This is a genomic window from Pelagibius litoralis (assembly GCF_011683915.1).
Classification (GTDB): Bacteria; Pseudomonadota; Alphaproteobacteria; order Kiloniellales; family Kiloniellaceae; genus Pelagibius; species Pelagibius litoralis.
Genome location: NZ_JAAQPH010000002.1, coordinates 258,019 through 282,633, shown reverse-complemented (window position 1 = coordinate 282,633; position 24,615 = coordinate 258,019). Strand labels below are relative to the sequence as shown.

Below are 24,615 nucleotides of genomic sequence, written 5' to 3'. Positions count from 1 at the left end.
CCGGCGGCGATCTTCTGCGGTTGGCGGACTGGGCTTTCCTTCTGTTTGTCCTGCTGGTTTCGGCCTATGCGTTCTCGCTACAGAGGCCTGTGGAGACCCTGGCCTGGTACATCATTTACCTCGCGGCCCTGGGCTTGTTCGTCCTGAGATACGGCTCTTTCCTGTCTGCCGTCTGGCTGACCGGGCCGCTGCTCCTGTGGCCCCTCATCGCAGGCCTCTCTTTCTTCTGGTCAGACAATCCCGGACAGACCCTGCGCTCGACGATCCAATTGACCATGACCGTCTTGATCGCCGCCTACATCGGCGGACGCTTTTCGCTCAACGATATCTGCCGGGCCCTGTTGTGGGTCCTTATCGCCTGTGGTCTCGTTTCGCTCGTCGGCATCCTGGCCAAACTAGGTTTTGCCTATGATCACAATGGCGTCGCGCGCGGCATCTTTCCGCATAAGAACGTTCTAGGCGGACGCATGGTCTTGCTCCTGATTTGCTCCATTCTGCTCTTTGCCATCGGCTGGCACAGGTTTTTGACCCTGGCGACGGCCTCTGTCGCTTTGGCCCTGATCGCTTTAAGTCAGTCCGGTACGGCCATCCTTATGACCTTTGGCCTCTGCACCCTGGTCCCTGTGTTCCTTGCCTGGCGCGCACCCGCGCCACTGCGTCTCATGAGTTATCTAATGGCCCTACTCGTCGCCGCTTTGGGGGTCTGGACCATACTTGCCTTTGACATCGACCCCATGGGCATGGCGCTGGATGCTCTGGGCAAAGAACGCACCTTTACGGGACGCTCAGTATTGTGGGATTTCGCCATGGGGTTGATCGAACGGCGCCCCTTCGTTGGCACCGGCTTTGACGGTTTTTGGGACGGCCGTGACGGGTCGACCAGCAGCTATGTCCAATACGTTCTGCGTCAAGATCTGAAGAACTTTCATAACTCCTACCTGGACATCACCGTTCAGCTGGGCGTCTTGGGGCTGTGCGTCGCTCTGCTCACCGGCCTTTGGTATGGGTTCAGAGCTCTCGCTGCGCTGCATTACGGCACGGGTGCCATTATGACACTGCCGGTCCTTTTTCTCGTCTTCGTCGCGGTCTACTCGTTGAGCGAATACGCCCTCTTCCGTCAACACTCGCTGATCCAGATCCTTCTAGGCGCCACCTTTGTCGCAAGCGCCCGATTTCTCGAAGAAGGCAAAGAGTTCATGCAGGGGTCGATCCCAGCCGTTTTTGCCAGAGACGACGCCAAATTTCCGCAATCAGCTGGCTAGAAACATAGCCGAAGACATGCCAGCCCTTAAGGCTGGCCAAGACCGCCTTGTGCCAGGCGCGTCCTTTTAGCGCATCGATCACGACGCGCCATTGCAGGCGCTGATCGATACTCTTCTTGTGCAGCCGAAGCGCCACCCGGAAGTCTGGGGATGCGGCATCGCAATCCCGCAGGAAACGTTCGTCGACGGCCTGCAGCCGCCGCAGGTCTGCAGTGCTGTGGCAGGCCGTCAGGGAATCCGGTCGCAGGCGATAGCGATAGAGCGGCTCCTGACTAAGGAAGAACCGGCCGCCGGCAGCAAAGCAGGCGAGATAAAAAGCAAAATCCTCGGCAAAGCGAAGGCTCTCATCATAGCGTAGGTGATGGCGTTCCAAGAATGCCCGGGACATCAGGGGCTTCAAGAAACCGTAACTCTTTCTGGGCCTTTTGGGGTCCGGCAGGTTACCGCGTAGAAAGTCAGCCGCGGTAATGGGCGCGCAGCTTGCCGCCTCGCTTAAGGGCAGCATCGCTTCGGTTACGCCTTCCTCCTCCTCCAGCCACAGATTATCGGCCAGAAGGTCGGCTCCACAGTCCCGCGCCAACCCCACCAGACGGCCCAGACGCTCCGCTTCAAAGGCGTCATCGGCATCCAGCAGCGCGATCCACTCACCCTTGGCCGCCCCCAGCCCAAGGTTACGTGCCACAGCCGGCCCGCCATTGCGCTCGGCAGCGATCACCCGGATACGGGGGTCGTCCGCCGCGAGAGTCCTTGCAAGAGTCAGGGTCTCATCACCGGAGCAATCGTCGATAATCAGGATCTCCAGATCGTTCAGGCTCTGCGCCTGCACCGACGCCACCGTGCGACGGAGAAAGCCTGCGGCGTCGAAAGCGGGGATAACGACCGAAACCAGCGGCGACCTGCTCTCATCTTCTGTGGCCCTGGCCTCAGTCATCCGTTTGAAAAGCCTTTCCGGGATTGGTGGTGAAGGGTTTAAAACCGGCGGCATGGTAGCGCCTGCCTGACCGCAGTTGACTGGAACATATTTGTGGCATGCTTGCTTTCGTTATCCAGCCCATACTATTGAGAACTAAGAGAAAGCAGCGACACTGCAGCAGGTTTTCATCGCCCTCCGGCAGCACGGAAACCGAACGGCGGAGTCCCCAAGGGGAGCCGCCCGGAACAACAAGGCAGCCTGCTTCGGGGAGACGCCCAGCTTTACCGGTCTGGGGGATGGCCAGGCTGATTTGTTGCCATTGATTGGGCGCGGTTTGCTGAACGCCCTGGATTAACAGCCTTTGACAACCGCTGGCTCGTCGCAGAGCAGGCAACCGGGGAGTGGCAGATCATGGCCGAAAAACCAAATCGCCTCATTGTTCTTGAATTCAACGAATTGTGCCCGCCGATCCTGAACAAGCTGATGGCGAAAGGCGTCTTGCCAAATTTCCGGCACCTTCACGACCGCTCGGAAGTGTTCGTTTCCACCACCCAGGATAAAAGCCTGGAGCCCTGGGTTCAGTGGGTCAGTTACCACACCGGACAACCGCACACGGTTCACGGTATCAACGAACTCGACCAGGGTCATTGCATCGCACTGAACCAGATCTGGGACCGCTTCGCAGAGGCAGGTAACGACACGCTGGTTTTCGGGGCCATGAATGTAGGCCCATCGAAAAGCGACAAGGTGACCGTCGTGCCCGACCCATGGTCCAGGCACGTACCACCCTCCGACAAAGAATTTGAGATCTTCCACAGGTTCATCGCGCACAAGGTGTCGGAACATGCCAACCCGGACGCGAAGTCCGGCCTTGCCGAGGCGCTCGCCTTCATCAGGTTTCTGGCCGGCCACGGCCTTTCGTTCCGCACTGTCTGGCGCGGCGTCATGCAATTGCTGTTGGAGAAAACCGGCAAGCGGGACCGGCGCTGGCACCGCGCCACCATTCTCGATCAGCTCTCCTGGGACGTCTTCAAGAACAGCTATCAGAGGCGCCGCCCGGATGTGGCTTTCTTCTTCGCAAATTCGGTCGCCTTCTATCAGCACCGCTACTGGCGCCATATGGCGGCGGAGGACTACTCGGTCAAACCGGGGGCGGATGAGCTGGCCTCCTACGGCGATGCGATCGAGACCGGATACAAGGGGCTCGACCTGTTGGTTCGCGATGCCCTCAAGCTGGCCGGTGACGATGGCGCCGTGGTTCTGGTGACGGCGCTCAGTCAGGAAGCAAATCTGAAATACGAGGATATCGGCGGCAAATTCGTCCAGCGTCCGCGGGATTACCGCAAACTCCTCGATTGGCTCGGCGCCCCGGTGAGCGCGACGGTGGAGCCGGTCATGACCCATCAGGCCTGGGCCAGTTTCGAAACCGAAGCCGAAGCACGGGCTTTCGAGGGGCAACTGGCCGGCGTCAGTGCCGCCGGTGAGCAGGTTTTCGGATGGCGTCGGGCAGACAACAGGGTCATGTTCTGGTGTGAGTTCATTCGCCCTGTCAGCGATGACCTGCGCATGGCGCGCGGCAATGACAATGAAGCCTCTTTCGTCGAGTTCTTCGCCCCGGTCGGTCAGGTGAACAACAGCCAGCACCATCCGGAGGGCGCATTCTGGATAATGAGCCCGGGGCGCCCGCACCGGGTGGAGACCGGGAAACTACCCCTGGAGAAGGCAACCGAGTTGACGATGAAGATCCTCGCCGAGCGACCCGCCGCCCCCGAAGGGGCGTCGTAAAAACAGGTAGCTTCGAGGAGCGGGTGGCCGCGTCAGCCGCCCTCTGCCTGGCGCGCCGGTTTAAGGGCCCGCACAAGGCCGTTGCTCCACCGCGGCGGGATGACAAACTGGGTCAGAAGCCGCAGCGCATAGCGTGTTGAGATATAGCCTTCGCGCCGGCAGCGCCAAATCCCCCGCATAACCACGCCCGGGCTCGTCCAGATATAGCCCGGCATGCGTGAGGCCAGCTGGGTGGCGAATTTCTGCCGGCTGGTGAAGGGCATCAGATCCTTCGCCGTCTCGAGCCAATCGAGTGACAGCAGGAATTTGGGGCGATGGCTCATACGATCTCGGCGATCCTCGGCATGCCATCGGCTGAGCGGCTCCGGATGGAAACAGAAGGTTGCGCCGGCCTGCTGCAGCCGCAGGCAAAAATCGACATCCTGGTGAATGCGCAGGTCGTCGGTAAAACGCACTTCATCGGCAAGCTCGCGGCTCATCAGCAGCGAGGAGGTGTGGATCAGGTTGCCGCGCCAGGGAAACAGATAGTCCCCCACGCCCTCATCCGGCCGCATGGCGCGTTCCGGTATCACCAGGCGCTCGTAACCGCGATCCAGCACCACCTGGCTGTAGTAGACGCTGTGTCGCGGTTTCCCATCGGCCAGATACACCTCGACCTGCCGCGTCAGTTTGTCTGAGGTCCAGACGTCGTCGGAGTCAAGAAAGGCGACCAAGTCACCCCGCGCGGCATCGATTCCGGCGTTGCGGGCGCTGGCGCCGCCACGATTGCGCGATAGCTTTATCCAACGCAGGCTTTCCTGCGCCGCCGGGGCGAGCGTGAGCGAAACGTCGAGAGTCGATGCGTCATCGACCACGATGATCTCCAGGGCTTCATAGTCCTGGGCCAACACGCTGTCGACCGCGCGTTGCAGCTCCACCTTACGATTGAAGTTGGGAATGATCACACTCACCAAAGGAGAGTCCATCACACCGCGCTCCTATGCTTTCAAGCCAAGATAGTTTGTCTTGAGATGACGGAATGCCCGCCTGGTCGGATAGTAGGCAGCGGGCAACTGATCGCGAAAGGCTACCTGGGGCCAGCAGACCGCCCGGCGCAACAGGCTGGCGACAGAAATATCATCAGGCCGGTACCCACTATAAGGTGTCTTCATAAGATATTGATAATAAATGTCTTTATGCGGGTGTGTATTGCCGAAATGCCAGGGTTTCGATGGCGTCGTGTAATGAATGATTGCCGGGTTCTCGACCAGCCCGCGGTATTCCTGGTATCGCAAGGACAGTGCCTCAGGTTCGCACCAGAGCATGGATGTCTGGAAGTTCCACTGCGGTGCCAGCTCGGCGAACTCACCCAGGAAAACCGCATTCAAGGCATCCTGATCATGCGCATAAAGATGGGCGTGATGCGCTTCGATGAAGTCGATCAGACGCGCCGTCCCGTCCCTCTCCCGCCAGCGCTTCAGGTTGATCAGCAGAACGCCGGCATTGTGATAGTCGGCATCCGCAGGCAATTCCAAGTCATCATGGCGAACGAAAAACGGATTGCGTGCCGCGCCGATAACCTTGTCACCGAGATCGCTTTCCCAGAGCGGGGCAATATCCTCCTGAACCACCAGATCGCAGTCGAGATAGAGAACCCGCTCCTCGCTTTCCGGCAGAATCTCCGGAATGAAGATCCGCAGGTAAGATGCGTGCGAGATATGACCATCGGTGCGGAAGTGACTGTAACGGCTGATGTCGAAGTCCTGGAACCGCAGCACGACATTGGCAAACCCCTCCACGACACTGCGTATTCGGGCTTTGTCCTGCACTGTCATGTTCAAGGTGACGACAAGAATATCGAAAGCGTTTCCCCGATTATTCTCAAGAAGCGAGATCAGGGTGACGGCAAGGTGCTGACTGTAACTGCCATCGACCCCGAAGATGAGCTTGATCGGTGTTCCCGTCATGCCCCTTAACCTCTGTTGCCGCTTGCTGCGGCCGCATCCGGATATACGGAATCATCCGGGCTTTCGGTTTTGCCGGCTGCCCCCGGGAGATCATCGCCAATAAATGAACTCAATATTGCAATCAGATCCTCGATCTGCCGTTGTGGATCGATCTCCGGGCGGCGTGCATAAGCCGAAGCCGCAACCGACCCTTCCTCATAGACGGCATCGTTCGCCCAGTATTCCCGGACAGTGGCAGCCCACCTCTCAGGCGATGCATCATGCGGCAGAACCCGGCCACCGGGACCGACAGCCTCCGGCAACCCGCCCCGATTGCTGCCGATCACCGGAATACCGCTGAAATGCGCCTCCGTCGCTACCCGGCCCCAGGCCTCCTCCCATTGGCTGGGAACCAAAAGGCACCGGGTCGCCGCATAAACCTCGCGCATATCATGGGTTCGGGCTTGGAGGCGCACATTGGGATGCTCGGCGACACTCGCTTCCAGGGCCTTTTGCTCTTCCCTGTTCATTGGCCAGCCTTCTACGAAGCAGAAGGGAATCTCCGGGCAGAGCCGGGCAATCGCGAAAGCGAGGTCGACCCCCTTCACAGGGTGGGGGTTCACGAAGGTCACTTGGCTTGGGTCGCGGGCAGTTGTGTAGCGCCCGGCGCGGAACAGCGGACGAATGACCGAGGGCGTAATGCCGAAGGTTTCCTGAAAGCGCTTGGCCACAAACTGTGAATTGGCCAGATATCCGAGCGATGGCAGATCCGCCGGCGCGCCGCCCAACTCGTGAAATTCAACGTCGCGCAGATATACCATGGTGGGCAGTCCGGCATCGACGAAAGCCTTGGCCATACGCAACGGTTCCCCCGCCTGCACCAAAGCCAGGTCGGGCCGGTTCGCGTTCAAAAGGCGGCCGACCTGGCGATCGGGAAACCACGCCCGGGATACCCGATAACCCGGCGCCCGATCTGACAGCAGAGGACAGCGAAGCAGCTTCATCAGCACCCGGTTTCGGAATGCCAACCATCCGTTTCCTTGAAGCTGTGCAAGAACACTGCAATCGTGGCCGGCCTCGCGCAGCGCCAGGATAAGCTCGTGGCTGCTTGCCTCGGACCCGCCGACGCGCTGCGGCAGATAGCCATGGCCGGTGGCAAAGAGGACCTTCATGCCGCCCGGCCCCGCAATTCCAGCTTGCTGCCAAAGCGCTGGCATTCTTGCCACAATCTGCCCAAAATTCGGGCGCAGCCTGGATGTTCCGCCGCCGGGAGGGTTTGCGCGGCGACCAATCCAGCCAACTGCGGTTCAGACATCATCGCAGCAAGCATCTTTGAGGGAAGAGCATGAGCGTTACGTCGATGGTTTGGGATGAGACGACCCAGGCGCGGATCAGTCGTGCGATGCGTGGTGAGGAAGACGCGGGGCTCGTTTTTGCGCTTGCCGCGCGAACCCTGGCCCTGCTGGTGGTCGGCGTATGGCTGGCGGTCGAGGTTCCGATGCCGCGGGGCGCCTATTATCTGGGTCTCGTTGGCCTGTTCCTGGTGCTTGGCGCGGCACATTATCTCACCCGGCGCCGCAGCGTGCATCCCACAGTCTGGACGGCGCTTTTCATTGCGGTGGATTCGTCGTTGCTGGCGGTCGCCTTGATCCTGCCAAATCCGCTGGCCGATTCGGTGTGGCCGATCCAGGGGAACCTGCGCATTCATAACGATCTCTACCTTTACATCTGGCTGGCGCTCGCAGCGATCAGCTATTCGCCCTTTCTCGTCATCTGGACCGGCGTCACGACGATGGCGGCCTGGAGCCTGGCCACCTGGTGGGTGGCATCCCTGCCCGAGACGATTACGGAGGTGAATCAACACCTGGCGACGCCGGCCGATCCTCTCTGGGTCGATCAGACCTTTGGCATGTTCTTCGACCCCTACTTTGTCAGTCTCACGGGCTGGCAAAACCAGGTCGTCCTCTTCCTGATCGCCACCGGCCTGGTCGCAGCCGCGGTCTGGCGCTCGCGGAACCTGCTGGTTCGTCAAGCCCGCGCCGAGCGCGCGCGCGGCAATCTGGCGCGCTTCTTCTCGCCCAACATGGTTGAACAGCTGGCCGAAAGCGACGATGCCCTCTCCGAGGTCAGGGCGCAGGAAGTGGCGGTTCTCTTTATCGATCTGGTCGGCTTCACACAACATGCCGAATCTCTGGCTCCGACTGCAGTGATCGAGTTGTTGCGCAGCTTCCATCAGCGCAGCGCCAAGGTGATTTTCGACCACGGCGGCACCATCGACAAATACATGGGCGATGGTGTCATGGCGACTTTCGGAACGCCGAATGCCGGCGCTAAAGACGCTCTCTCCGCTCTGCACTGCACCTGCGCCCTCCGCGATACGCTGAGGGAATGGAACAACGATCGCAGAGCCGCCGGGGAGCCAGCGCTTCAGACCGGGATCGGCCTTCACTTCGGCCCCGTCGTTGTCGGTGCCGTTGGCGATCCGCGGTGCCTCGAATTCACAGTCGTGGGTGACACCGTGAATGTTGCCAGCCGCCTGGAGCGCCTCACCCGCGAACGGAACCATCCGATCATCGTAAGCGCGGCTACCATCGAAATGGCCGAAGCCCAGGCCGAAACCGAAGCGGAGACTGCCTTGTTGAAGCGCTTTGAACGCATCGAGGATGCCGAACTGCGCGGACGCAGCGCCCGCATCCCGATCTGGGCCCTGCGACGGGACAACCGCAGAGAAGAGGCAACAGCTCCCGGCGATACCTGAAGGCCGCCCACGGCCTGCAGTCAGGCGCGCTTGCCCGGTGGTCGTATCAGACAAGACGGCGGTCTCCCGAGATACGTTTGCGCAGGCTTTGAAAACCGTAGAACGCAAGATAGGGCGTGAGATCCGGATTGCGGGCAAAGATGGAGCCGGCATCCCAAACCCGACGCCGGCGCACCGCTTCCTGAAACTCCATGAGCCTGATGTTCAAGTCGACGGACCACTGGCGTTTTTTCAAGGCCGCACGCAGGTCGGCAGCTCCTTGAGGGCTGGCGCGCAGGAGATCGAGACGATTGGCCGTACTCAGCTGGCAAAGGTCTTCCAGCGTCAGGCTACGCGACAGAGAGCCTGGCCGGTGGCTGTAGCAGTACCCGGCTTGCGGCTCGACAATGCAACGCCCGCCACGGATCAGCGCATCGAGAAGAAAGTGGTAGTCCTCGGCAATCCTGAGCGCTTCGTTCTGCAGCAACCCATGATGTTCGACGAAGCGGCGCCGAAACAGCGGCTTGAGATACCCCAGCTTGAAGCCGCGGTAGAGGAAGAGATTGCCGCGCACGAACTTCGCCGCCGATAGCGGCACCTTAAAAAGCGGATCGCTTGCAGGCAGCGCGGTGCCCAGGCTTGTCCCATCCGGAAAAGCGACGAAGTGAAGGTTGTCGGCAATAATGTCCGCCTCTTCCTTCTCAGCCCGGTTCACCAGATGGACCAAGCGGTCGGGCGCGAAGGTATCGTCAGCGTCGAGCAGAGCCAGCCACTTGCCCCGCGCCGCACGGAAACCAAGATTACGCGCGGCTGCGGCTCCGCCATTGTTTTCCCGCCGCAGCAGCCGGATACGCGAATCGTTGGCTGCATAGCTGGCTGCGATATCGATGCTCTGGTCCTGCGAGGCATCGTCGACCACCAGCACCTCAAAGTCCGTAAGGTCCTGGACCAAGAGTGAATCCAGAGCGAAGGCCAGGCAGTCGGCGGCATTGTAGGCGGGCAGGATGACCGAGACCCTGGGCGACATGCTTAAAAGCGCCTTCCGCTAGTAATACTTGCGAAAACTACGGTCGGCATAGCCGACGGTGTAAGGATTCAGCCTTGCGCTGCGGGTGAGTTTGGCCTGGGTCATCACCGTTCCGGCGATGTGGGCCCGCCCCTTGCGCAGCCGCTCCAACGACGATTGGACGAAGTTTTTCGGTGTCCGGTACCACCGCACGACCATCACCACCTGGTCCGCCAGTTCGGCCAGTGTCGCCGCATCGGAGACCGCCAGAACCGGCGGCGCATCGATGCAGACGAGATCATATTGCTCGGCCGCAGCGCGAACGAACTTGGAAAGCTTGGGGGACCTGAGGACCATCAGAGGATCCTCCACCCTGGTGCCCGGCGCGATCACCGAGAGCGAGGAGCCTTCCTCCATCTGCACCGCCTGCTCCAAGGGACAATCGGCCAGGACAAAGTCGGAAAGGCCAAGGCGGCGCTCCTGTTCGGAGGCACGAAGATCGCCGTCGATGAGCAGCACGTTCATACCGGCCCGCGCCAGCGAGTTGCAAAGCGACCGCGAGAATACCGATTTGCCCTCGTTCGGTACGGAGGAGGTTACCAGCAGAACGTTGCCAAGGTTCAGCGCCCGGCGGTCGACCCGCAGCGCGGCGAAAACGCTCTTGTGGGCTTCGGCAAAGGCGGAGTTCGGCTCGCTCGCCAGGAACCGATCCAGCCCCCAGCCTGCCAGGTTGCGCGCCGCGACCTTGGGAATGACGGCCAGAACCGGCAAGCCGAGCGACGACTGCAGTTCCTCCGGGCTGCGGAAGCCGCGTACCGAAAGCTCCAGCAGCAGGATAATCAGGGCCCCCAGGCCGCAACCAACGACAAAGGCGGCCGCATAGTTCAGACGCGTCTTGGGAAACGACGGGCTGGTCGGAATACTGGCAAGGGCAAGGATGCGGGACTGAGCCTGATCGAAATTGATCTGCTCTGTCTCTTTATAGCGATTGAGAAAGGATTCGAAGACCTCACGAGTGGCCGTGGCCTCGCGGTCAAGGGCCCGCAACTCGATCTGCGCCGCATTCAGGGAATCGGAATCCCGCTGCAGTTTGCTGAGCGAAGTCTCGATCGAGTTCACCCTCTGCTGTGCAATGTCCTTCTCGTTCCGCAGAACGGAAAGCAGACCCTGCGCCTCCTCCAGCATCTGCTGACGCCGCTTGTTAAGTTCAGAGCGCACCGCAATCACCGAGGGATGCTTGTCGCCGTAGGTCGTGAGCAGCTGCGACTCTTCCTGGCGCAAGCGCATTTCTTCAAGCCTCAGGGAATCGATGACCGTCGATGCGACACCTTCAAAGGCGGCGGTCTGCCCCCGGCTGCGCATGGCGACCTGCACTCCGGCAAGCCGCTCGTTCACCGTATCCAATTCAAGCTTGGCGTCGAGGTGTTGGCGGCTCAAGGCATAGATCTGCTCGGCCAGCAGTTCGCCATCGCGCTCCGAGGTAATTGTCGTCGTTGCCCGAAAGCTCTCGACCGCCTGCTCGGCCTTCTCCACATCCTGACGCAGTGTCGCGATGCGGCCGCTCAAGAACGAGTTGGCGCCAGACAAGGCATCCGTCTTCAACCTCACCTGATCGCGGATGTAACCGTCGGCGACAGCATTTGCGATCTGCTGTGAAAGTACCGGATCGCCGGTCGTGTAAGACACCGAGATAACCCGTGACGAGCCCTGTATCGCGACCTGCAGTTTGCCGAGGAAACGATTGATGATCCTTGTCTGGCCCCAGTTCTGACGCACTTCCTCGGTGTTCAGGTCCCAAACGCCCGGCGCCTCGGCCAGTTCGATCCCGCGGCTGCTTTTTGGGTCGTCTTTCAGCAAGGCGATGACCGGTTTGAAGAGCCCCTTGACGATACCCTTCAGGTCATCCGCCACGCTGCTTTCCTTTGGCAGAAGCGACGGATTGAACTCCGCCAGCGCGGCAAGCCCCAGCCCGTCGATCACCCGGCGCGCCAGCGTCGGCGACTGGATGATCTGCACTTCGCTCTGCATCGTCTCCAAGCTCATCGGCAGACTGGCCAGCACCGATTCAATCTCGATGACATTCTGCTGCCGCGGCTCAACAAGAATGCTGGCCGTCGCCGTGTAGCGCGGCGCTATAACCCCATTGGCAACGATAGCGACACAGAAGGCCAGCCCCAGCGTTACCGCCACGATCCACTTTCGCCGCCAGAAAACCCCAAAAAGCTGAGGGATCGACAGACTCATGAATTCACTCGCCGGCCGCCCCGGCAGCTGCCTGAGTGTCGTCATCGCTTCACCCTGCCCCCGGTCGTGCATTGTCCACACCTACAAGCCTTCGAACCACCGACGCCGGAAAGGCCGGCGAGCGCGTGCACAGGTAGCAACTGGCCGCCTATCGGCGAGTCCGAATTTCGGAACTTTATCAGAGGCATGGAGTAGATCTTTCGCTTTGCGCGCGATGCCCGACAAAAGACACAGAGAAGCAGTCTCGCTGTGCGTTGAGGGGGGCCCGCGCCGTCATGTTCCGTGGATCTCCCGGTACTCGGAATAGTTCCGGCCCAGGGTGCTGGCGAGAATGCCGACGCCACGACAAACCGTATAGAGCGGGCGGACAATACGTTCGCGACGGCCCAACCCGAGCACAAGGAGTGATGCGAGAAACAAGCCGCCACCGGCCGCGATCCGAAGCAGCCCCCTGAGGCAGTTTCCGAGCGGGCGCCAGGACGATCCTTCGTGGCCGCGCAAGAACAGCGCCGCCTCGATGTTTCCCGTGCGATACCAGCGCTTCATGAGCCATTCCAGATTGGCCCGGCTTTGCGGAACGGTCTCGAAAACCACCGCGTCGGCGGCATAAACAATGCGCTCCCCCGCATCCAGAAGCGCCTGAAACAGCATGGTGTCCTCACCGCCGGTCAGCGCATAGCGATTGTCGAAGACAAGGCCATGACGGTGCAGGCTGGAGAGATCGATAAGGACATTGGCGGTGTGTGCATCGTCCAGTTCCGCCCCGTCTTCAAAGCGATGGGTCTCGAAAAAACGGCCGCTGATGATCCAGCCCGGCGTTCCATCGGGAAAGACCGGCCGAACCGCACCGAGCACGACCGCAGCGCCGCTGATTCTCTGTCGACGCAGCAGCGCTTCCAGCCACCCGGCATCCGGGTACTCATCGTCGTCGATAAAAACAACCGCATCGGATGACAGCTCTGCGGCCTTCTGAAGCGCAGCGTTACGCGCGAAGGTAATGCCGCGCCTGCTCTCGCTGACGTAGTGAAGCGGCCAGGGAAAGTCTGTCGCGGCCGCCTCCACCACGGCCCGGGCATTCCGATCGGGGCTGTTATCAACGATGACCACGGCCACTGACAGATTTACCGGTTCCTGAAGCTGCAGGGCCGCCACGGCGGCCAGCAGACGCCCCAGGCCATCGGGCCTGTTGTAGGTCGCGGCACAGAGCGTTACACGCATGACACAACGCCCTCCTGCCCCGCCCGATAAGCTGCTCCCGCTGTAGTCCAGGGAGCCGTGATCTCATCATGCATAGCCGGAAACCCGCAACGCCGCCGGAAACCACGAGCCGCCGCCCGGCGCGCTATGCCTGCGTCGCTTTGATGTTGGCCGGTTTTCTGCCGGCGACCTTGATGGCCAGCACCGCTGCGGAGACCGGCTTTGTCGATACCTTGTCCGCGCACCAAAAGACCCTTTGGCGGAAATCGCACAACTGGGCCAACGACTGGGCGAAGAACAACACCGGCTGGCGAAAGGAAAACGCGCGCTTCGCGAACGGTGTCTTGCATCTTGACCTGACGCGCCGCCCCGTCGCCGGCAAACCCTTCGCCAGCGGCGAGTACCAATCCAGGGCTTTTTACCACTACGGCCGTTACGAAGCGCGGATGAAGTCCGTCGCCCAGGAAGGCCTGGTGACCGGGTTTTTCACCTACACGGGCCCCACGTTTAACGGCGACCCACATCACGAAATCGACTTTGAGTTCCTTGGCAAAGCGCCACGCCAGGTCCAACTGAATTACTACACGGACGGCGTCGGCAAGCACGAGACCCATATCGACCTTGGCTTCGACGCCTCCGAAGACTTTCACCTCTATGCCTTTGAGTGGCGCCCCGATTCGATCCGCTGGTACGTCGATGGCAAGCTGGTCCATGAGGAAACCGGTGAACGCGGCCCCCTGCCTTCGCGCCCTGGAAAGATCTACCTGAATCTCTTCGCCGGCATAGGATTGACCGGGTGGCTTGGCGACTTCGTCTACCCCGGAAAGCCATTGACGGCAGAGGTCAGCTGCGTGTCCTTCCGACCGCTCGACAGCACCGAGCCCGGCTGTAGCGACTGATCGCCGCTGCGAACTCATCATCCCGCCTTTCGACTGCTTTGCGGCAGCTCCCAGGTCTGGTAGCGATCACCCCGGCGAGACCGTAGCAGGCCCCAGCCGGTCGCCGCCATGGCGCGCAGGATCTCGACCCCCTTTGACAACAGGGAAAGCCGCGAACGGCGACCGACAGCATAGATCGCCGCCAGCACGAAGGGCAGGCAGACTGCGGCGACGGTCAGGCTCATCAGCCAGAGACTGGCCATAGCAGCCATAATCCCGAGCAAGACGAAATAGATTCCGAACCAGCGCAACAGCTTGTGGGAAACGTATTTGAAAAGGTCGAGGGCCGAAAGCCGCCGCAGCCTTGGCCACAAAAGCCGATGACAGTTAAACGCCTGACAAGCGATCCTGACCTTGCGGCGGAACTCGTCGGCGCTGTCGGTGGCGCTTCGCTCCCGGGCCAGGACCTCCGGCACACGCACCACCCTATGGCCGTCGCAGAGGATGGAAAGCGACACGAACATATCGTCAATGATGTCCGGCGGTACGGTGGGATAGAGTGCCCGGCGAACGGCAAAAATTGAGCCGTCCGCCCCCATCGTCGATCCGCAGCGGCTCTCCATGGCCTTCACCTTCTCCTCCAGGCGCCAGTACAGAGCACCGGTCGCCGCCGTCGTTCCATCATCCGGGTTTGTGTATATCAACCGCCCGCAGACACAGCCGACCGAGGGATCGGTAAAGGCCTGCCGCACGGCGTCCAACGACGCGGGCTCGACCATTACGTTCGCGTCGGTGAAGATTATGAGCTCACCCTCCGCGGCTGCGACCAGCGTGTTCATGCCCTGGCTCTTGCCGAGGCGCTGATCGGAAGCAAAGACGCGGATCCAATCTTCTTCAGCCTTCAGCAACGCCGCGGTTTCGTCCGAGCTACCGTCCGAATAAGCAAGGATCTCCAGTGCCGGGTCTGCCTGGCGCAACAGCCGGAGGTTCGCGATCTTCTCCGGCAGGGTCGGGGCTTCATTATAAGCGCAAAATGCGAGTGAAAGCCGTAGCTGCTCCCCCTCATCGCCTAGTCTTGCGTTAACCTTTACCAAGGGCCGCCTCGGGACCAGCGCCAAGAGCGCGGGATAGATCACGTAGGGGTAGACGACCGCCAGGACACAGAGACCAAGCAGAACAAGCGGCAGAATGGGCTGGCTCTCAGACACGCCTAGTCTCCGCCGCTGTCTTCAGCCCTTGCGCCCAGCGCAGGGCCTGAGTGTTGCCGACGAAGGCCGTCTCCCCTCCGCTCGGCCAAGCCGACAATTGTTTCGCAGAGATCGCGCGTGTCATAGACATCGCAGAATTCCTGCAGGGGAAGCGACAGGATGTGCGCACGCCGTGCGGCATGCTCGTCCCAGGAGTACCATTTCAAAAAGGCGGTGAGGTTCTCCAGCGTCGGCGCTTCAAAGGTGTAACCCAGGCCGAGCTCGCGCAACTTCTCGCCGGTCTGGGTATCCTTGGCCGCCAAAGCGACACTGCCGAAGTATCCGCCTTCATAGATACGGTTCGGCAGCAGCCACTTGGAGTTGGTTCCCTCGTCCAGAAAGTCAAAAGCCCAGGTCAACTGAACCCGGTCGTAGATCGCCGCCAGATCATCCGGATTACGGTACTCGCCGTCGTAGATCATGTTGGGGTGCTTGGCGATCGCCTGCTCGAAGTATTCCAACCCGGTTTCTGTCGGATACCCGCGCATGTAAACCTCCACCTTGTCAGGCAGGCTCTCAGCCAGGCGGCAGAGAATGTCCAGGCTCTTTGGACAACGCAGCGTGCCAAACCAGCCGATCACCCACTTTCTGTTCTGATCGACCGGGCGGCAGAGCGCCGCCTGCGTCGCGGGGGGCCGCTCGACAGCGCCTGCCTGGGCAAAGCTGATTTTGTTCTCCAGCAGGAAAACCCGACCCCGATAACCCTGGACCGGTTTGAAATACTGCGAGACGAAACCCGGCGAAGAAACGACGAGAAGAGCGCAACGGTTAAGGAGGCGCCGCTCAAGCCAGCGAAAGACAATGTTCTTCAGGCTTCCGCCGATAAAAATCCGCTGTACATCAAGCACTTCGTAAACCAGGGGCGCCGACGACCGGGCCAGGCCTCGGGCCAGCAGCGCCAGAGCGCACATGTCGATGTTCCGGGCATAGAAGAACGTCGCCTCCTGCAGCCGGGCCCTATGCCTTATGAGCAAGGGGATCGACGTCAGCAGCTTCAGCAGGCGCCTGCCGTAGGCCCGGTCTTCGGTGATGCCGAGATGATGGTTCTCCCAAAAGGGAACGAAGCTCTGATTGAATTTCTCACGGCGAAAGTTGAATCCGATCACCCTGAGGCCGAGACTTGAGAAGGCGCGAATGCGCTTGATAACCGTGCTCTCCGCCCAATCGTGACCGAAGAAGGCTACCGTCCCGGAGATCGGGTCCGCCGCTTGCTGGCTGTCGTCCAACACCGCGCGCTCGTCCTCAAGCATGCGCACGCAGACCATCGCCATCCGGCTTCAAACCGAGCGACAGCTCCCAATCAATCGCGGTGTTGATGATGACATCGATATTGTCGAATCGCGGCGTCCACGAGAGAGTTTTCTGCAAAGCACCGGTGTCGGCCACCAGAGTCGGCGGGTCGCCCGGCCGTCGCGGCGCCCGCCGGGCGTTGAGCGAACGTCCGGCACAGCGCTCCACAGCCTGAAGGACCTCGCGCACTGAGTAGCCATGCCCATAACCGCAGTTGAGAAACCGGCTTTCGCCGCCCGCCTCCAGATAGCTGAGCGCCGACAGATGGGCGCTTGCGAGATCCGATACATGGATGTAATCGCGCACACAGGTGCCATCGGGCGTGTCGTAGTCGTCACCGAAGATCGCAATGGACTCGCGCGTACCGGCAATCACCTGGCTGGCAATCTTCACCAGGTGCGTGGCGACGGGGCCGAGCTGCCCGCTGCGGCCCTGAGGATCGGCGCCGGCGACGTTGAAGTAGCGCAGGGCGACAAAACGAAGATCGCTCGCAGCGGCGAGATCGCGCAGCATCCATTCCGTCACAAGTTTTGACGTGCCGTAGGGATTGATCGGCTTTGTTGGTGTGGATTCAGGTATCGGTGAAACCGCGGCGGCACCATAGACAGCCGCTGTGGAGGAGAAAATGAACTGCTTCACACCCCCCTGCAGGCAAGCTTCCAGAAGGTTCCGGCTGACCGTTACGTTGTTGTGATAATAGCTGAGAGGCTCGCTGACCGAGCGTTCGACAAGAATGCTGCCGGCGAAGTGAATAACCGAGCCGATGGAAAAATCCCTCAGCAGCCGACCGACAAGCACCGGGTCGCCGGCATTGCCCTCAACAAAGGGAACGTCATCGGGAACCACCGTTCGGCTTCCCGCCGATAGATCGTCGAGCACCACCACCCGCCGACCGGCCTGACGGAGAGCCAAGACCGCATGGCTTCCAATGTAACCGGCGCCGCCGGTAACCAGTGTTGTCGTTTCAGATGCCATCGCCGGACCACTCCACATTGGCGCACAAGTTCCTTTCGCTGCCGGCCCATACCGGCATCGAAGTTCCACCTCTCCTCCCAAGATTGCCAACTTGGTCGACGACCGCGACGCTTCGGTTTCTTCGTCCAAAACACATCACAGCAGGCCGTTTGCGTTTCGGCCGAGTCCGATCATCTCGTTGCTCAGCGCCCGGTTTATCCGAGCATTCGTTGTTCCAGTTCCAATGGCGGGACAAGTCTTAGCCCTCTGCGACAGGGCGCGCATGTAGCAAATATCGGGCAGACCTGATGCCGCCCAGTCGGCATGAACACCCATGGGCGGCGGCTGTACGGTCATATCCCGAGGCAGCGTCTGCGGTGCCAAGACACCCCGGACACGCCAAAACCGACAATCAGTCTACGTCAAGTTGCAATCTATAGTTGCGCTTCGGTAGAATTGGGTTAGAGTAATATCTATGAACTGATAGGTTGGTGGTTGTGGGAGCACCCGAACGCTCAGAGATGTAGCAAAAAAAGCACATGGAACTTGACGACCGTATCCGCTCAGAAATGATCCGGTGTCTCTATGACTACTGGTCGAATTTGCTGGCGGGCCGGCAGGCCCCGGCGCGCAGCGACGTTGATCCGCGTGCAATGCCAAGAATACTGCCGCATCTCGGCCTGTTCGACGTGGAGAACGATCCGCGACGGTATCGCGTGCGCCTGATGGGAACCAACGTTGTCGAGTGGTACGGCTGCGATGTTACCGGCCACTATCTCGACGAAATCGATCTGGGCCTCAACCCTGGAACTGTGTTCTCGATTTTGGATCACGTCGTTCGCTCCATGACCCCAGCCCACATGGTCAGCGAATACACCAAGCAGGATGGCCGCCGCATCCGGTGTGAGCGCATTGTTCTGCCCCTCTCCGACAACCAGCGCCAGGTCAACATGCTGCTCGGGGCCAGTGTCCAGCTCTCGGTCGCCAGCGACGACGCAACGGCAAGCGACAGTGCGATACAGCCGGCCAGCGGATAATCAATATCCCGAGAGAACGGCCGTCGTCAGGCCCTAACGAATTGTTAAGATTCAACCGGCAGGCTTAAAGCAGGTCCCGAGTCGGACAACCGCGTCGGGCGGTTACAGTGAGGGATGGGCAAAACTTGGCGCAAACGGCAGCATCGGCCGCGACGATTCCCCTGCGTGAGCACAGGGAATGGCCGCGTTACACCGCAGACCAGCCTTTCACCCTATCGGTGCGGTTGGACGGACGGGCGTACCCCTGCACCGTCGCCGACGTCTCTCTTGGCGGCGCGCGCCTGGTTTTCGATGACGACCTACCCGGCGACCCGAACAGCGAAATCGGCATCGAGATCAGCCACCCGGAAGCGGAAACGGTTGTCTGCGAAGCAGTTTGGCAGAAACCACGCGAGATCGGGGTCCAATTTGATTTCTCCGAGGATTCGCTGGGGCTGATATCAGCCTGCATCCGCGGTATCACCGGCATCGGTCAAACCGCCACGAAAGCCTGAGGCTTTCCGCAGGCTTCCTGCTCCGTCAACGCCTTCCAATTCTTTGATTTCTCTTAGCCGCTACTTTGAAAAAAGCGCGCGCTTCCCCCGTTCCGCCCAACCTGTGGAATCACCGGTGACGCCATCGCTCAGAAGGTCGTTGGCGGGCGCCAACGATCCTATGCCGACGGTTTCCTGCTCCCGCTCACTCAGAACCTTGTTCAAGGGCCTGATGGGGCGTCGCAGGTAAGGACTGATGAACATCGCTCGGTTTTTCACGCCAGGTTTATCCACAGGGTTATTCCCCGATTTATCCACAAGATCAGGTGGTTGCGAGAGATGCTCGCACCAGATCATGAAGGTGTCAATCGGCGGCCAGACGACCAGCCTGTGGAACTTGGGGGTAACTCAGATTGCCCATTTGTATCAAAGCCTAAGGCAGTCATCACTACCTTCGGTTATATGCCGCAGGCGGGAACTTAGCGGTTTTCCCACGTCTTAGCGTTGTCAGCGGATCAGCCGGCCGCGCTCTTCAGCAATGATAACGAGTGCTCGGTGCAGCGCCTGGTTACCATCGAGTTCCCCTTGCCGAAGCAACGCCTGGAGTCGCAGCTTCATGGCGCCGAGGGTCTCGGCGCCATCGCCCTGCGGTGTCGTTTCCACGGTCTGCAACTGGGCCAGGGTGGCGGCCTTCAGGTCGCCGCCGTCGCGTAGCTCAGCCCCGGCGATCTTCAAAGCATTGAGAACCAATCGCATACGATAGCGTGCATCGGCGGAAAGACCCGGCAGGATCTCGGTCGCGATCTCCTTTTCCGCCAGGCTCAACAGCCTGACCGCATCGGCCTCGCCCCCTTTCATGGGGCAGCCCTCCAGAGCGCCGGTTCGGTACAGCGCAGGATCTCGCCTTCCAGGCCGGGCGGGTAAATCCGGCCGGTCAGGGCCAGTTCCAGCGAGTCCTCTTCGCCGGAAAGCGCCCGCTCTCCCTGCTGCAACGCGATGACGGCCCAACGCAGGTGCGCCATGACCTCCCAATAGGCGACGACCTGTGGGTCGAGACTCCGCCCCGTCACATCCGCATAGCCACGATAGAAAGCCGCCCGGGAGCCGATGCCGCCCGCCTCAAGCTCCGGCTGCGCGTAGCGCCAGCACTTTGCACAGAACCACCCGATGTCGCTCATGGGATCGCCCCAATCGCAAAACTCCCAATCCAGGATCGCGGTCAGGCCTTGGCGGTCGATCATATAGTTGCCGGTCCGAAAGTCCTGATGCACCAGCACCGCGGCACCGCTCGGCGGCGCATGCAGCTCGCACCAGCGCAGACCCCACTCCAGGGCCAGCGAGAGGGCGCCAAGACTATCAAGATAGTCGCGATAGCGTTCGATGGCGACCAAGGCCGGATGGGCCGGCGGTTCGCCGAGAAAGCTGAGCTCTTCACGGGGCGGCTGGATGCTGTGGATCTTCGCCAATTCCATACCGAGCCGCTCGGCGAGCCGCTCCCGGTCTCCGCCCAGGTCGGGCTCCTTCGTGAAGCGATGCGGGGCCGCCGTCCCTTCAGCCCGCGCCATTACATAGAACGTCTTGCCCAACACCGCCGGATCCTCACAGAGCCAGAGCGGCTCCGGCACCAGGACGCCGGCCGCTTTGGCGACCTGCAGAAGGGTGAACTCCTCGGCGCGGCTGCGGCTCACGGCAACGCCGGAAGCCGCATCGGTGCGCAACACGACCTGCTTCTGGCCGGCGTCGGGGCCGCCGTGGATGCGCAGATCCAAAAGCCAGTTCTCCTGGATCGCGCCGCCGGTCAACGGGGCCGCATCGTCCAGGTCGACCGCCTCGGATCGATAGGCTTCGGCCAGAAACGCTTCCAGCGTTTCCTTGTGCCTGGCCAGCCGGCTTTCAGCGAGCGCCACCGTCACTCCCATCCCCAGAAGTCCCGGCCTTCCTGAAGAAAAGCACGGGCCAGCACCATCTTATGAACCTCGGAAGCGCCGTCGACCAGACGCGCCTGGCGCGCATAGCGATACATCCATTCCAAAGGGGTGTCCTTCGAGTATCCGCGCGCACCCAACAGCTGGATCGCGGTATCGACGACCTTGTGGAGGGTCTCCGAGACCTGAATCTTGGCCATCGAGATTTCCTTGCGGGCGAAATCACCGCCATCCAGTTTCACCGCCGCCCGCATGGTCAGCAAGCGGCCGACCTCGATGGCCATTGCCGCCTCGCCCAGCAGCCACTGAACCCCTTCGTGATCGGCTAAAGGCTGCCCGAAGCTCTGGCGCTCCGAAACATGGGGGCCGGCAATTTCCATGGCACGCCTGGCCATCCCCAGCCAGCGCATGCAGTGGGTCAGGCGCGCCGTCCCCAGGCGGATCTGCGTGACCTTCAGGCCGTCGCCGACCTCCATCAGCCGATCGTCGTCAGGCACCTGGAGATTGTCCAGCGAGACCTCGCAATGGCCGCCGTGTTCTTCCGGCCCCATGATCGGGATGCGTCGCCCTATGATCAGGCCCGGCGCATCGCGATGAACCAGAAAGGCGGTCAGGCCCTTGCGCTGGTCGTCGGAGGTACGCACCACGATGACGAAGTGTTCGGCGACGCCGGCGCCGGTGATGAACCATTTGTGACCGCTCAGAACCCAGGCGTTGCCGTTCCGCTCGGCCCGGCTGCGCATCAGGCCGGGATCGGAGCCCGCGCCCGGCGCTGGCTCGGTCATGGCAAAGGCGGACCGCACCTTGCCGTCGACAATGGGCTGCAGCCAACGGGCCTTCTGGGCTTCGGTGGCAACCTTCTCCAGCAGGATCATGTTGCCGTCATCCGGCGCCGCGCAGTTGAAGACCACGGGACCGAAGATCGAGCGCCCCATTTCTTCATAGCAGGCGGCCATGGCAGCGACCGAGAGGCCCTGCCCGCCCCTCTCCTGCGGCATCTGAAGGGCCCACAACCCTGCGTCCCTGGCTTTGGCCCTCAGGGGTTCCAGCAGGGAGAGCTTGATGTTCTCGTGGGCGTCGTAGCTTTCCGGATCGCCTTCCAGGGGCATGATCTCAGTGGCGACGAAGGCCTGAAGGCGTTGCCGGAGCGCTTCCACGTCCGGGGCCAGGGAAAATTCCATAGAGCTTCCTTTTGATCTCGCCTACAGCGCCGCGGAATGAGCGCCATCGACCACCAGCACCGACCCGCTGATATACCGAGAGGCATCGGATGCCAAGAGCATCAGGGCGCCGTCCAGATCCTCCGACCGGCCGAAACGTCGGAACGGAATGCGCTTGCGCAGACTGTCGCCGGCCGGACTGGCCAGAAAGGCCCGATTGATATCGGTTTCGATGTAACCCGGGGCCAAGGCGTTCACCCGGATATCATGGCGCGCCCACTCCACTGCCAGCGCGCGGGTGAGGCTGATTAGGCCGCCCTTGGAGGCGCAGTAGGCGGGGATCCGTTGGCTGCCGGCCAAGCCCAGAACAGAGGCGATATTTATGATCGAGCCGCCATGGCCCAGGTGCGCCATGTGCCGGCCGACCTCCTGGGCAACCAGCCAGGCGCCCTTCAGGTTGGTGTCGACAACGCGGTCCCAGTCATCCTCGGTGACATCGAAGGCTGCTTTGGTCTCGCCGATTCCGGCATTGTTCACCAGGATCGAGATGGCCCCAAGTTCGGTTTCGGCCGCCGCGACGCAGTCCCTCACCGAAGCCTCATCCGTCACATCCAGGCGCAGTGGGATCGCCCGGCCGTCCTGGCTTTCGATCTGGCGCTCCAGTTCCACCAGGGGCTCGATACGGCGCGCGGCCAAGGCAACCTTGGCGCCGGCGCCGGCCAGCAGCAGGGCCGCATGCCGCCCCAGGCCGCTGGAGGCCCCGGTCACCAGGGCCGCCTTGCCGTTCAGATCAAAGGGATTGGGGATCAACGTCACAGCGCCTGAGCCCTTTCGCGCAGTACGAACTTCTGGATCTTTCCGGTCGAGGTTTTCGGCAAGGGGCCGAAAATGACGGTCCGCGGTACCTTGTACCCCGCCAGCATGTCGCGGCAGAAAGCCACGATCTCTTCGCTCTGCGCCTCAACACCGTCCTTCAGGGCAACGAAGGCGCAGGGGTGCTCGCCCCACTTGTCGTCCGGGCGCGCCACCACGGCCGCCTCCAGCACCTTGGGGTGGCGATAAAGCGCCTCCTCCACCTCCAGGCTGGAGATGTTCTCACCCCCGGAAATGATGATGTCCTTGGAGCGGTCCTTGACCTCGATGTAACCGTCCGGGTGGGTCACGGCGAGGTCGCCGGTATGGAACCAGCCGCCGGCAAAGGCCTGCTCGGTCGCGCCGGGGTTCTTCAAATACCCTTTCATCACCGTGTTTCCGCGCAGCATGATCTCGCCCATGGTCTCGCCGTCCCAGGGCACCGGCGCCATCGTCTCCGGCGCCATGACCGTCGCCCCCTCAAGGGTCAGATAGTTTACGCCCTGGCGCGCCATCTTGGCGGAGCGTTCCTGCAGATCCAGATCAGTCCAATCGTCCTGCCATTCGCAGACCGTGGCCGGGCCGTAACACTCGGTGAGGCCATAGAGGTGGATAATCCGGAAGCCCAGGGCTTCCATGGCTTCGATCACCGCGCTGGGCGGCGCCGCCCCGCCGGTCGCGCAGTCGACGCGCTGGTCGAAGCGGACTTTCATCGTATCGGGGGCATGGGCCAGCATGGTCAGCACGATGGGCGCACCGCACATATGGGTCACCCGCTCATCGCGGATCAGCGGATACACAACGACCGGGTCGACCTTGCGCAGGCAGACATGGGTCGCGCAGGCCGCGGTGACGGCCCAGGTGAAGGTCCAGCCGTCGCAGTGAAACATGGGCAGGGTCCAGAGGTAGACCGAATCACGCGTCAGGCCGAAGGTGATCATATTGCCCAAGGCGTTCAGATAGGCGCCGCGGTGATGGTAGACCACGCCCTTGGGGTTGCCCGTGGTCCCGGAGGTATAAAGCAGGGACAGCGACTGCCATTCGTCCTGCAGTTCCTCGAAACTGTCCCCCGGGTCGCCCTCGGCCAGCAGGGCCTCGTAATCCAGAGTGCCCAGCAGCTCGCCACCTTCCGCCAGCGGATCGTCGATATCGATGATCAGGGGATTGCTCTCTGACAGCGCCAGGGCCTCCTTGACCACCGGTGAGAACTCCCGGTCGGTCAACAGCACCTTGGCCTCGCCGTGGTCCAGGATAAAGGCGACCGTGCGGGCATCCGATCTGATGTTCAGGGAGTTCAGAATCCCGCCCAGCATCGGGACGCCGTTGTGCGCCTCCAGCATCGGCGGTGTGTTGGCGGCCATGATGGCGATACAGTCGCCGCGGCCGAAGCCACGCTTTTTCAAGGCCGAGGCAAGCCGGCAGGCCCGCTGATAGAACTCGGCATAGGTGAAACGCTGATCGCCGTGGACGACCGCGACCTTTTCAGGGTAAACGGCGGCGGCCCGCCTGAGAAAGGTGACAGGGGTCAGGGGCGCCGTGTTGGCCGCCTGGCGCTCCAAACCGACCTCGAACACCCCGGGCCGTGTCTGCGCCTCGGTCATCTGCATCTCCCTGCACCCATTCAAACAGCCCCTTTTGGCTTTGGGGCTTATCTGTTTTATGGTGGGTGCTTAGCGCCCCCGCGGTCAAGCCCTGAGCGCGCGCAAGAGCTGTCAACAGAAGGCTGAATC

At 61.5% G+C, this 24,615-nt stretch carries 22 protein-coding genes; 6 read left to right on the top strand and 16 right to left on the bottom strand.

All coding sequences use genetic code 11. From position 1 onward, the window contains the following. Positions 1 to 89 precede the first annotated feature (89 nt). On the top strand, positions 90 to 1,262 hold the full coding sequence (locus HBA54_RS03505) for an O-antigen ligase family protein (protein WP_167221403.1): 1,173 nt from the start codon (positions 90 to 92) through the stop codon (positions 1,260 to 1,262). On the opposite strand, the gene HBA54_RS03500 is transcribed toward HBA54_RS03505, so the two are convergent. Beyond that, positions 1,195 to 2,193: a glycosyltransferase family 2 protein gene (locus HBA54_RS03500; protein ID WP_167221401.1), complete on the bottom strand. Its 999-nt coding sequence runs from the start codon at positions 2,191 to 2,193 to the stop codon at positions 1,195 to 1,197. The genes HBA54_RS03505 and HBA54_RS03500 overlap by 68 nt on opposite strands. A gap of 393 nt (positions 2,194 to 2,586) precedes the next feature. On the opposite strand from HBA54_RS03500, the gene HBA54_RS03495 reads away from it, so the two are divergent. Continuing rightward, the gene (locus tag HBA54_RS03495) at positions 2,587 to 3,960 is read left to right on the top strand and encodes a hypothetical protein (protein WP_167221399.1); all 1,374 of its coding nucleotides are present in this window, start codon (positions 2,587 to 2,589) and stop codon (positions 3,958 to 3,960) included. Positions 3,961 to 3,992: 32 nt separating this feature from the next. Here the strand turns inward: HBA54_RS03495 and HBA54_RS03490 are convergent, their stop codons facing one another. Genes HBA54_RS03490 through HBA54_RS03480 form a run of 3 tightly spaced genes read right to left on the bottom strand, consistent with a single transcriptional unit; the run spans position 3,993 to position 7,057 of the window. Beyond that, a complete protein-coding gene (locus HBA54_RS03490) occupies positions 3,993 to 4,925 on the bottom strand; it encodes a glycosyltransferase family 2 protein (protein WP_167221397.1) in 933 nt (310 codons plus the stop codon). A 12-nt stretch (positions 4,926 to 4,937) separates the two neighbouring features. Next, positions 4,938 to 5,906 carry a glycosyltransferase family 8 protein gene (locus HBA54_RS03485; protein ID WP_167221395.1) on the bottom strand — a complete coding sequence of 323 codons (969 nt, stop codon included), beginning with the start codon at positions 5,904 to 5,906 and terminating at the stop codon, positions 4,938 to 4,940. Positions 5,907 to 5,911: 5 nt separating this feature from the next. Next, entirely contained in the window at positions 5,912 to 7,057 is a 1,146-nt protein-coding gene (locus HBA54_RS03480; RefSeq protein WP_167221393.1) for a glycosyltransferase, read from the bottom strand. Positions 7,058 to 7,230: 173 nt separating this feature from the next. Here HBA54_RS03480 and HBA54_RS03475 point away from each other — a divergent pair, with 173 nt between their 5' ends. Continuing rightward, a complete protein-coding gene (locus tag HBA54_RS03475; RefSeq protein ID WP_167221391.1) occupies positions 7,231 to 8,643 on the top strand; it encodes an adenylate/guanylate cyclase domain-containing protein in 1,413 nt (470 codons plus the stop codon). Between the two features lie 46 nt (positions 8,644 to 8,689). Here the strand turns inward: HBA54_RS03475 and HBA54_RS03470 are convergent, their stop codons facing one another. From HBA54_RS03470 to HBA54_RS03460, 3 genes are all read right to left on the bottom strand, one after another. Continuing rightward, a complete protein-coding gene (locus HBA54_RS03470; protein ID WP_167221389.1) occupies positions 8,690 to 9,649 on the bottom strand; it encodes a glycosyltransferase family 2 protein in 960 nt (319 codons plus the stop codon). Between the two features lie 18 nt (positions 9,650 to 9,667). Then, positions 9,668 to 11,917: a GumC family protein gene (locus HBA54_RS03465; RefSeq protein WP_167221387.1), complete on the bottom strand. Its 2,250-nt coding sequence runs from the start codon at positions 11,915 to 11,917 to the stop codon at positions 9,668 to 9,670. Between the two features lie 228 nt (positions 11,918 to 12,145). Next, positions 12,146 to 13,090, bottom strand: a complete 945-nt coding sequence (locus HBA54_RS03460) for a glycosyltransferase family 2 protein (protein ID WP_167221385.1) — start codon at positions 13,088 to 13,090, stop codon at positions 12,146 to 12,148. A gap of 68 nt (positions 13,091 to 13,158) precedes the next feature. On the opposite strand from HBA54_RS03460, the gene HBA54_RS03455 reads away from it, so the two are divergent. Continuing rightward, on the top strand, positions 13,159 to 13,968 hold the full coding sequence (locus HBA54_RS03455) for a glycoside hydrolase family 16 protein (RefSeq protein WP_167221383.1): 810 nt from the start codon (positions 13,159 to 13,161) through the stop codon (positions 13,966 to 13,968). Positions 13,969 to 13,985: 17 nt separating this feature from the next. Here HBA54_RS03455 and HBA54_RS03450 read toward each other — a convergent pair whose 3' ends face one another. The 3 genes from HBA54_RS03450 to galE are packed head-to-tail and all read right to left on the bottom strand — an operon-like array spanning position 13,986 to position 17,459. Then, a complete protein-coding gene (locus HBA54_RS03450) occupies positions 13,986 to 15,155 on the bottom strand; it encodes a glycosyltransferase (RefSeq protein WP_167221381.1) in 1,170 nt (389 codons plus the stop codon). 2 nt (positions 15,156 to 15,157) lie between these two features. Further along, on the bottom strand, positions 15,158 to 16,465 hold the full coding sequence (locus HBA54_RS03445; protein WP_167221379.1) for a glycosyltransferase family protein: 1,308 nt from the start codon (positions 16,463 to 16,465) through the stop codon (positions 15,158 to 15,160). Then, on the bottom strand, positions 16,437 to 17,459 hold the full coding sequence (gene galE, locus HBA54_RS03440) for a UDP-glucose 4-epimerase GalE (protein WP_167221377.1): 1,023 nt from the start codon (positions 17,457 to 17,459) through the stop codon (positions 16,437 to 16,439). The genes HBA54_RS03445 and galE overlap by 29 nt, the downstream gene beginning before the upstream one ends. A 518-nt stretch (positions 17,460 to 17,977) precedes the next feature. On the opposite strand from galE, the gene HBA54_RS03435 reads away from it, so the two are divergent. Both HBA54_RS03435 and HBA54_RS03430 read left to right on the top strand, forming a co-directional pair. Then, positions 17,978 to 18,475 (top strand): PAS domain-containing protein, encoded by a 498-nt coding sequence (locus tag HBA54_RS03435; RefSeq protein WP_167221375.1) that lies wholly within the window; start codon positions 17,978 to 17,980, stop codon positions 18,473 to 18,475. 125 nt (positions 18,476 to 18,600) lie between these two features. Then, positions 18,601 to 18,969, top strand: coding sequence for a PilZ domain-containing protein (locus HBA54_RS03430; protein ID WP_167221373.1), 369 nt, complete (start codon positions 18,601 to 18,603; stop codon positions 18,967 to 18,969). Positions 18,970 to 19,029: 60 nt separating this feature from the next. On the opposite strand, the gene HBA54_RS28640 is transcribed toward HBA54_RS03430, so the two are convergent. The 6 genes from HBA54_RS28640 to HBA54_RS03405 all read right to left on the bottom strand — a co-directional run bounded on the left by HBA54_RS28640 (position 19,030) and on the right by HBA54_RS03405 (position 24,486). After that, positions 19,030 to 19,227 (bottom strand): hypothetical protein, encoded by a 198-nt coding sequence (locus HBA54_RS28640; protein ID WP_205944383.1) that lies wholly within the window; start codon positions 19,225 to 19,227, stop codon positions 19,030 to 19,032. 228 nt (positions 19,228 to 19,455) lie between these two features. Further along, complete coding sequence (locus HBA54_RS03425; RefSeq protein WP_167221371.1) at positions 19,456 to 19,806, bottom strand: DUF6285 domain-containing protein; 351 nt, start codon at positions 19,804 to 19,806, stop codon at positions 19,456 to 19,458. Next, positions 19,803 to 20,855, bottom strand: a complete 1,053-nt coding sequence (locus tag HBA54_RS03420) for a phosphotransferase family protein (RefSeq protein WP_205944382.1) — start codon at positions 20,853 to 20,855, stop codon at positions 19,803 to 19,805. Before HBA54_RS03420 ends, HBA54_RS03425 begins: the two co-directional genes overlap by 4 nt. A gap of 2 nt (positions 20,856 to 20,857) precedes the next feature. Beyond that, the gene (locus tag HBA54_RS03415) at positions 20,858 to 22,054 is read right to left on the bottom strand and encodes an acyl-CoA dehydrogenase family protein (RefSeq protein WP_167221367.1); all 1,197 of its coding nucleotides are present in this window, start codon (positions 22,052 to 22,054) and stop codon (positions 20,858 to 20,860) included. Positions 22,055 to 22,075: 21 nt separating this feature from the next. After that, complete coding sequence (locus HBA54_RS03410) at positions 22,076 to 22,849, bottom strand: SDR family NAD(P)-dependent oxidoreductase (protein WP_322095969.1); 774 nt, start codon at positions 22,847 to 22,849, stop codon at positions 22,076 to 22,078. Further along, on the bottom strand, positions 22,846 to 24,486 hold the full coding sequence (locus HBA54_RS03405; protein WP_167221365.1) for an acyl-CoA synthetase: 1,641 nt from the start codon (positions 24,484 to 24,486) through the stop codon (positions 22,846 to 22,848). Before HBA54_RS03405 ends, HBA54_RS03410 begins: the two co-directional genes overlap by 4 nt. Positions 24,487 to 24,615 lie beyond the last annotated feature (129 nt).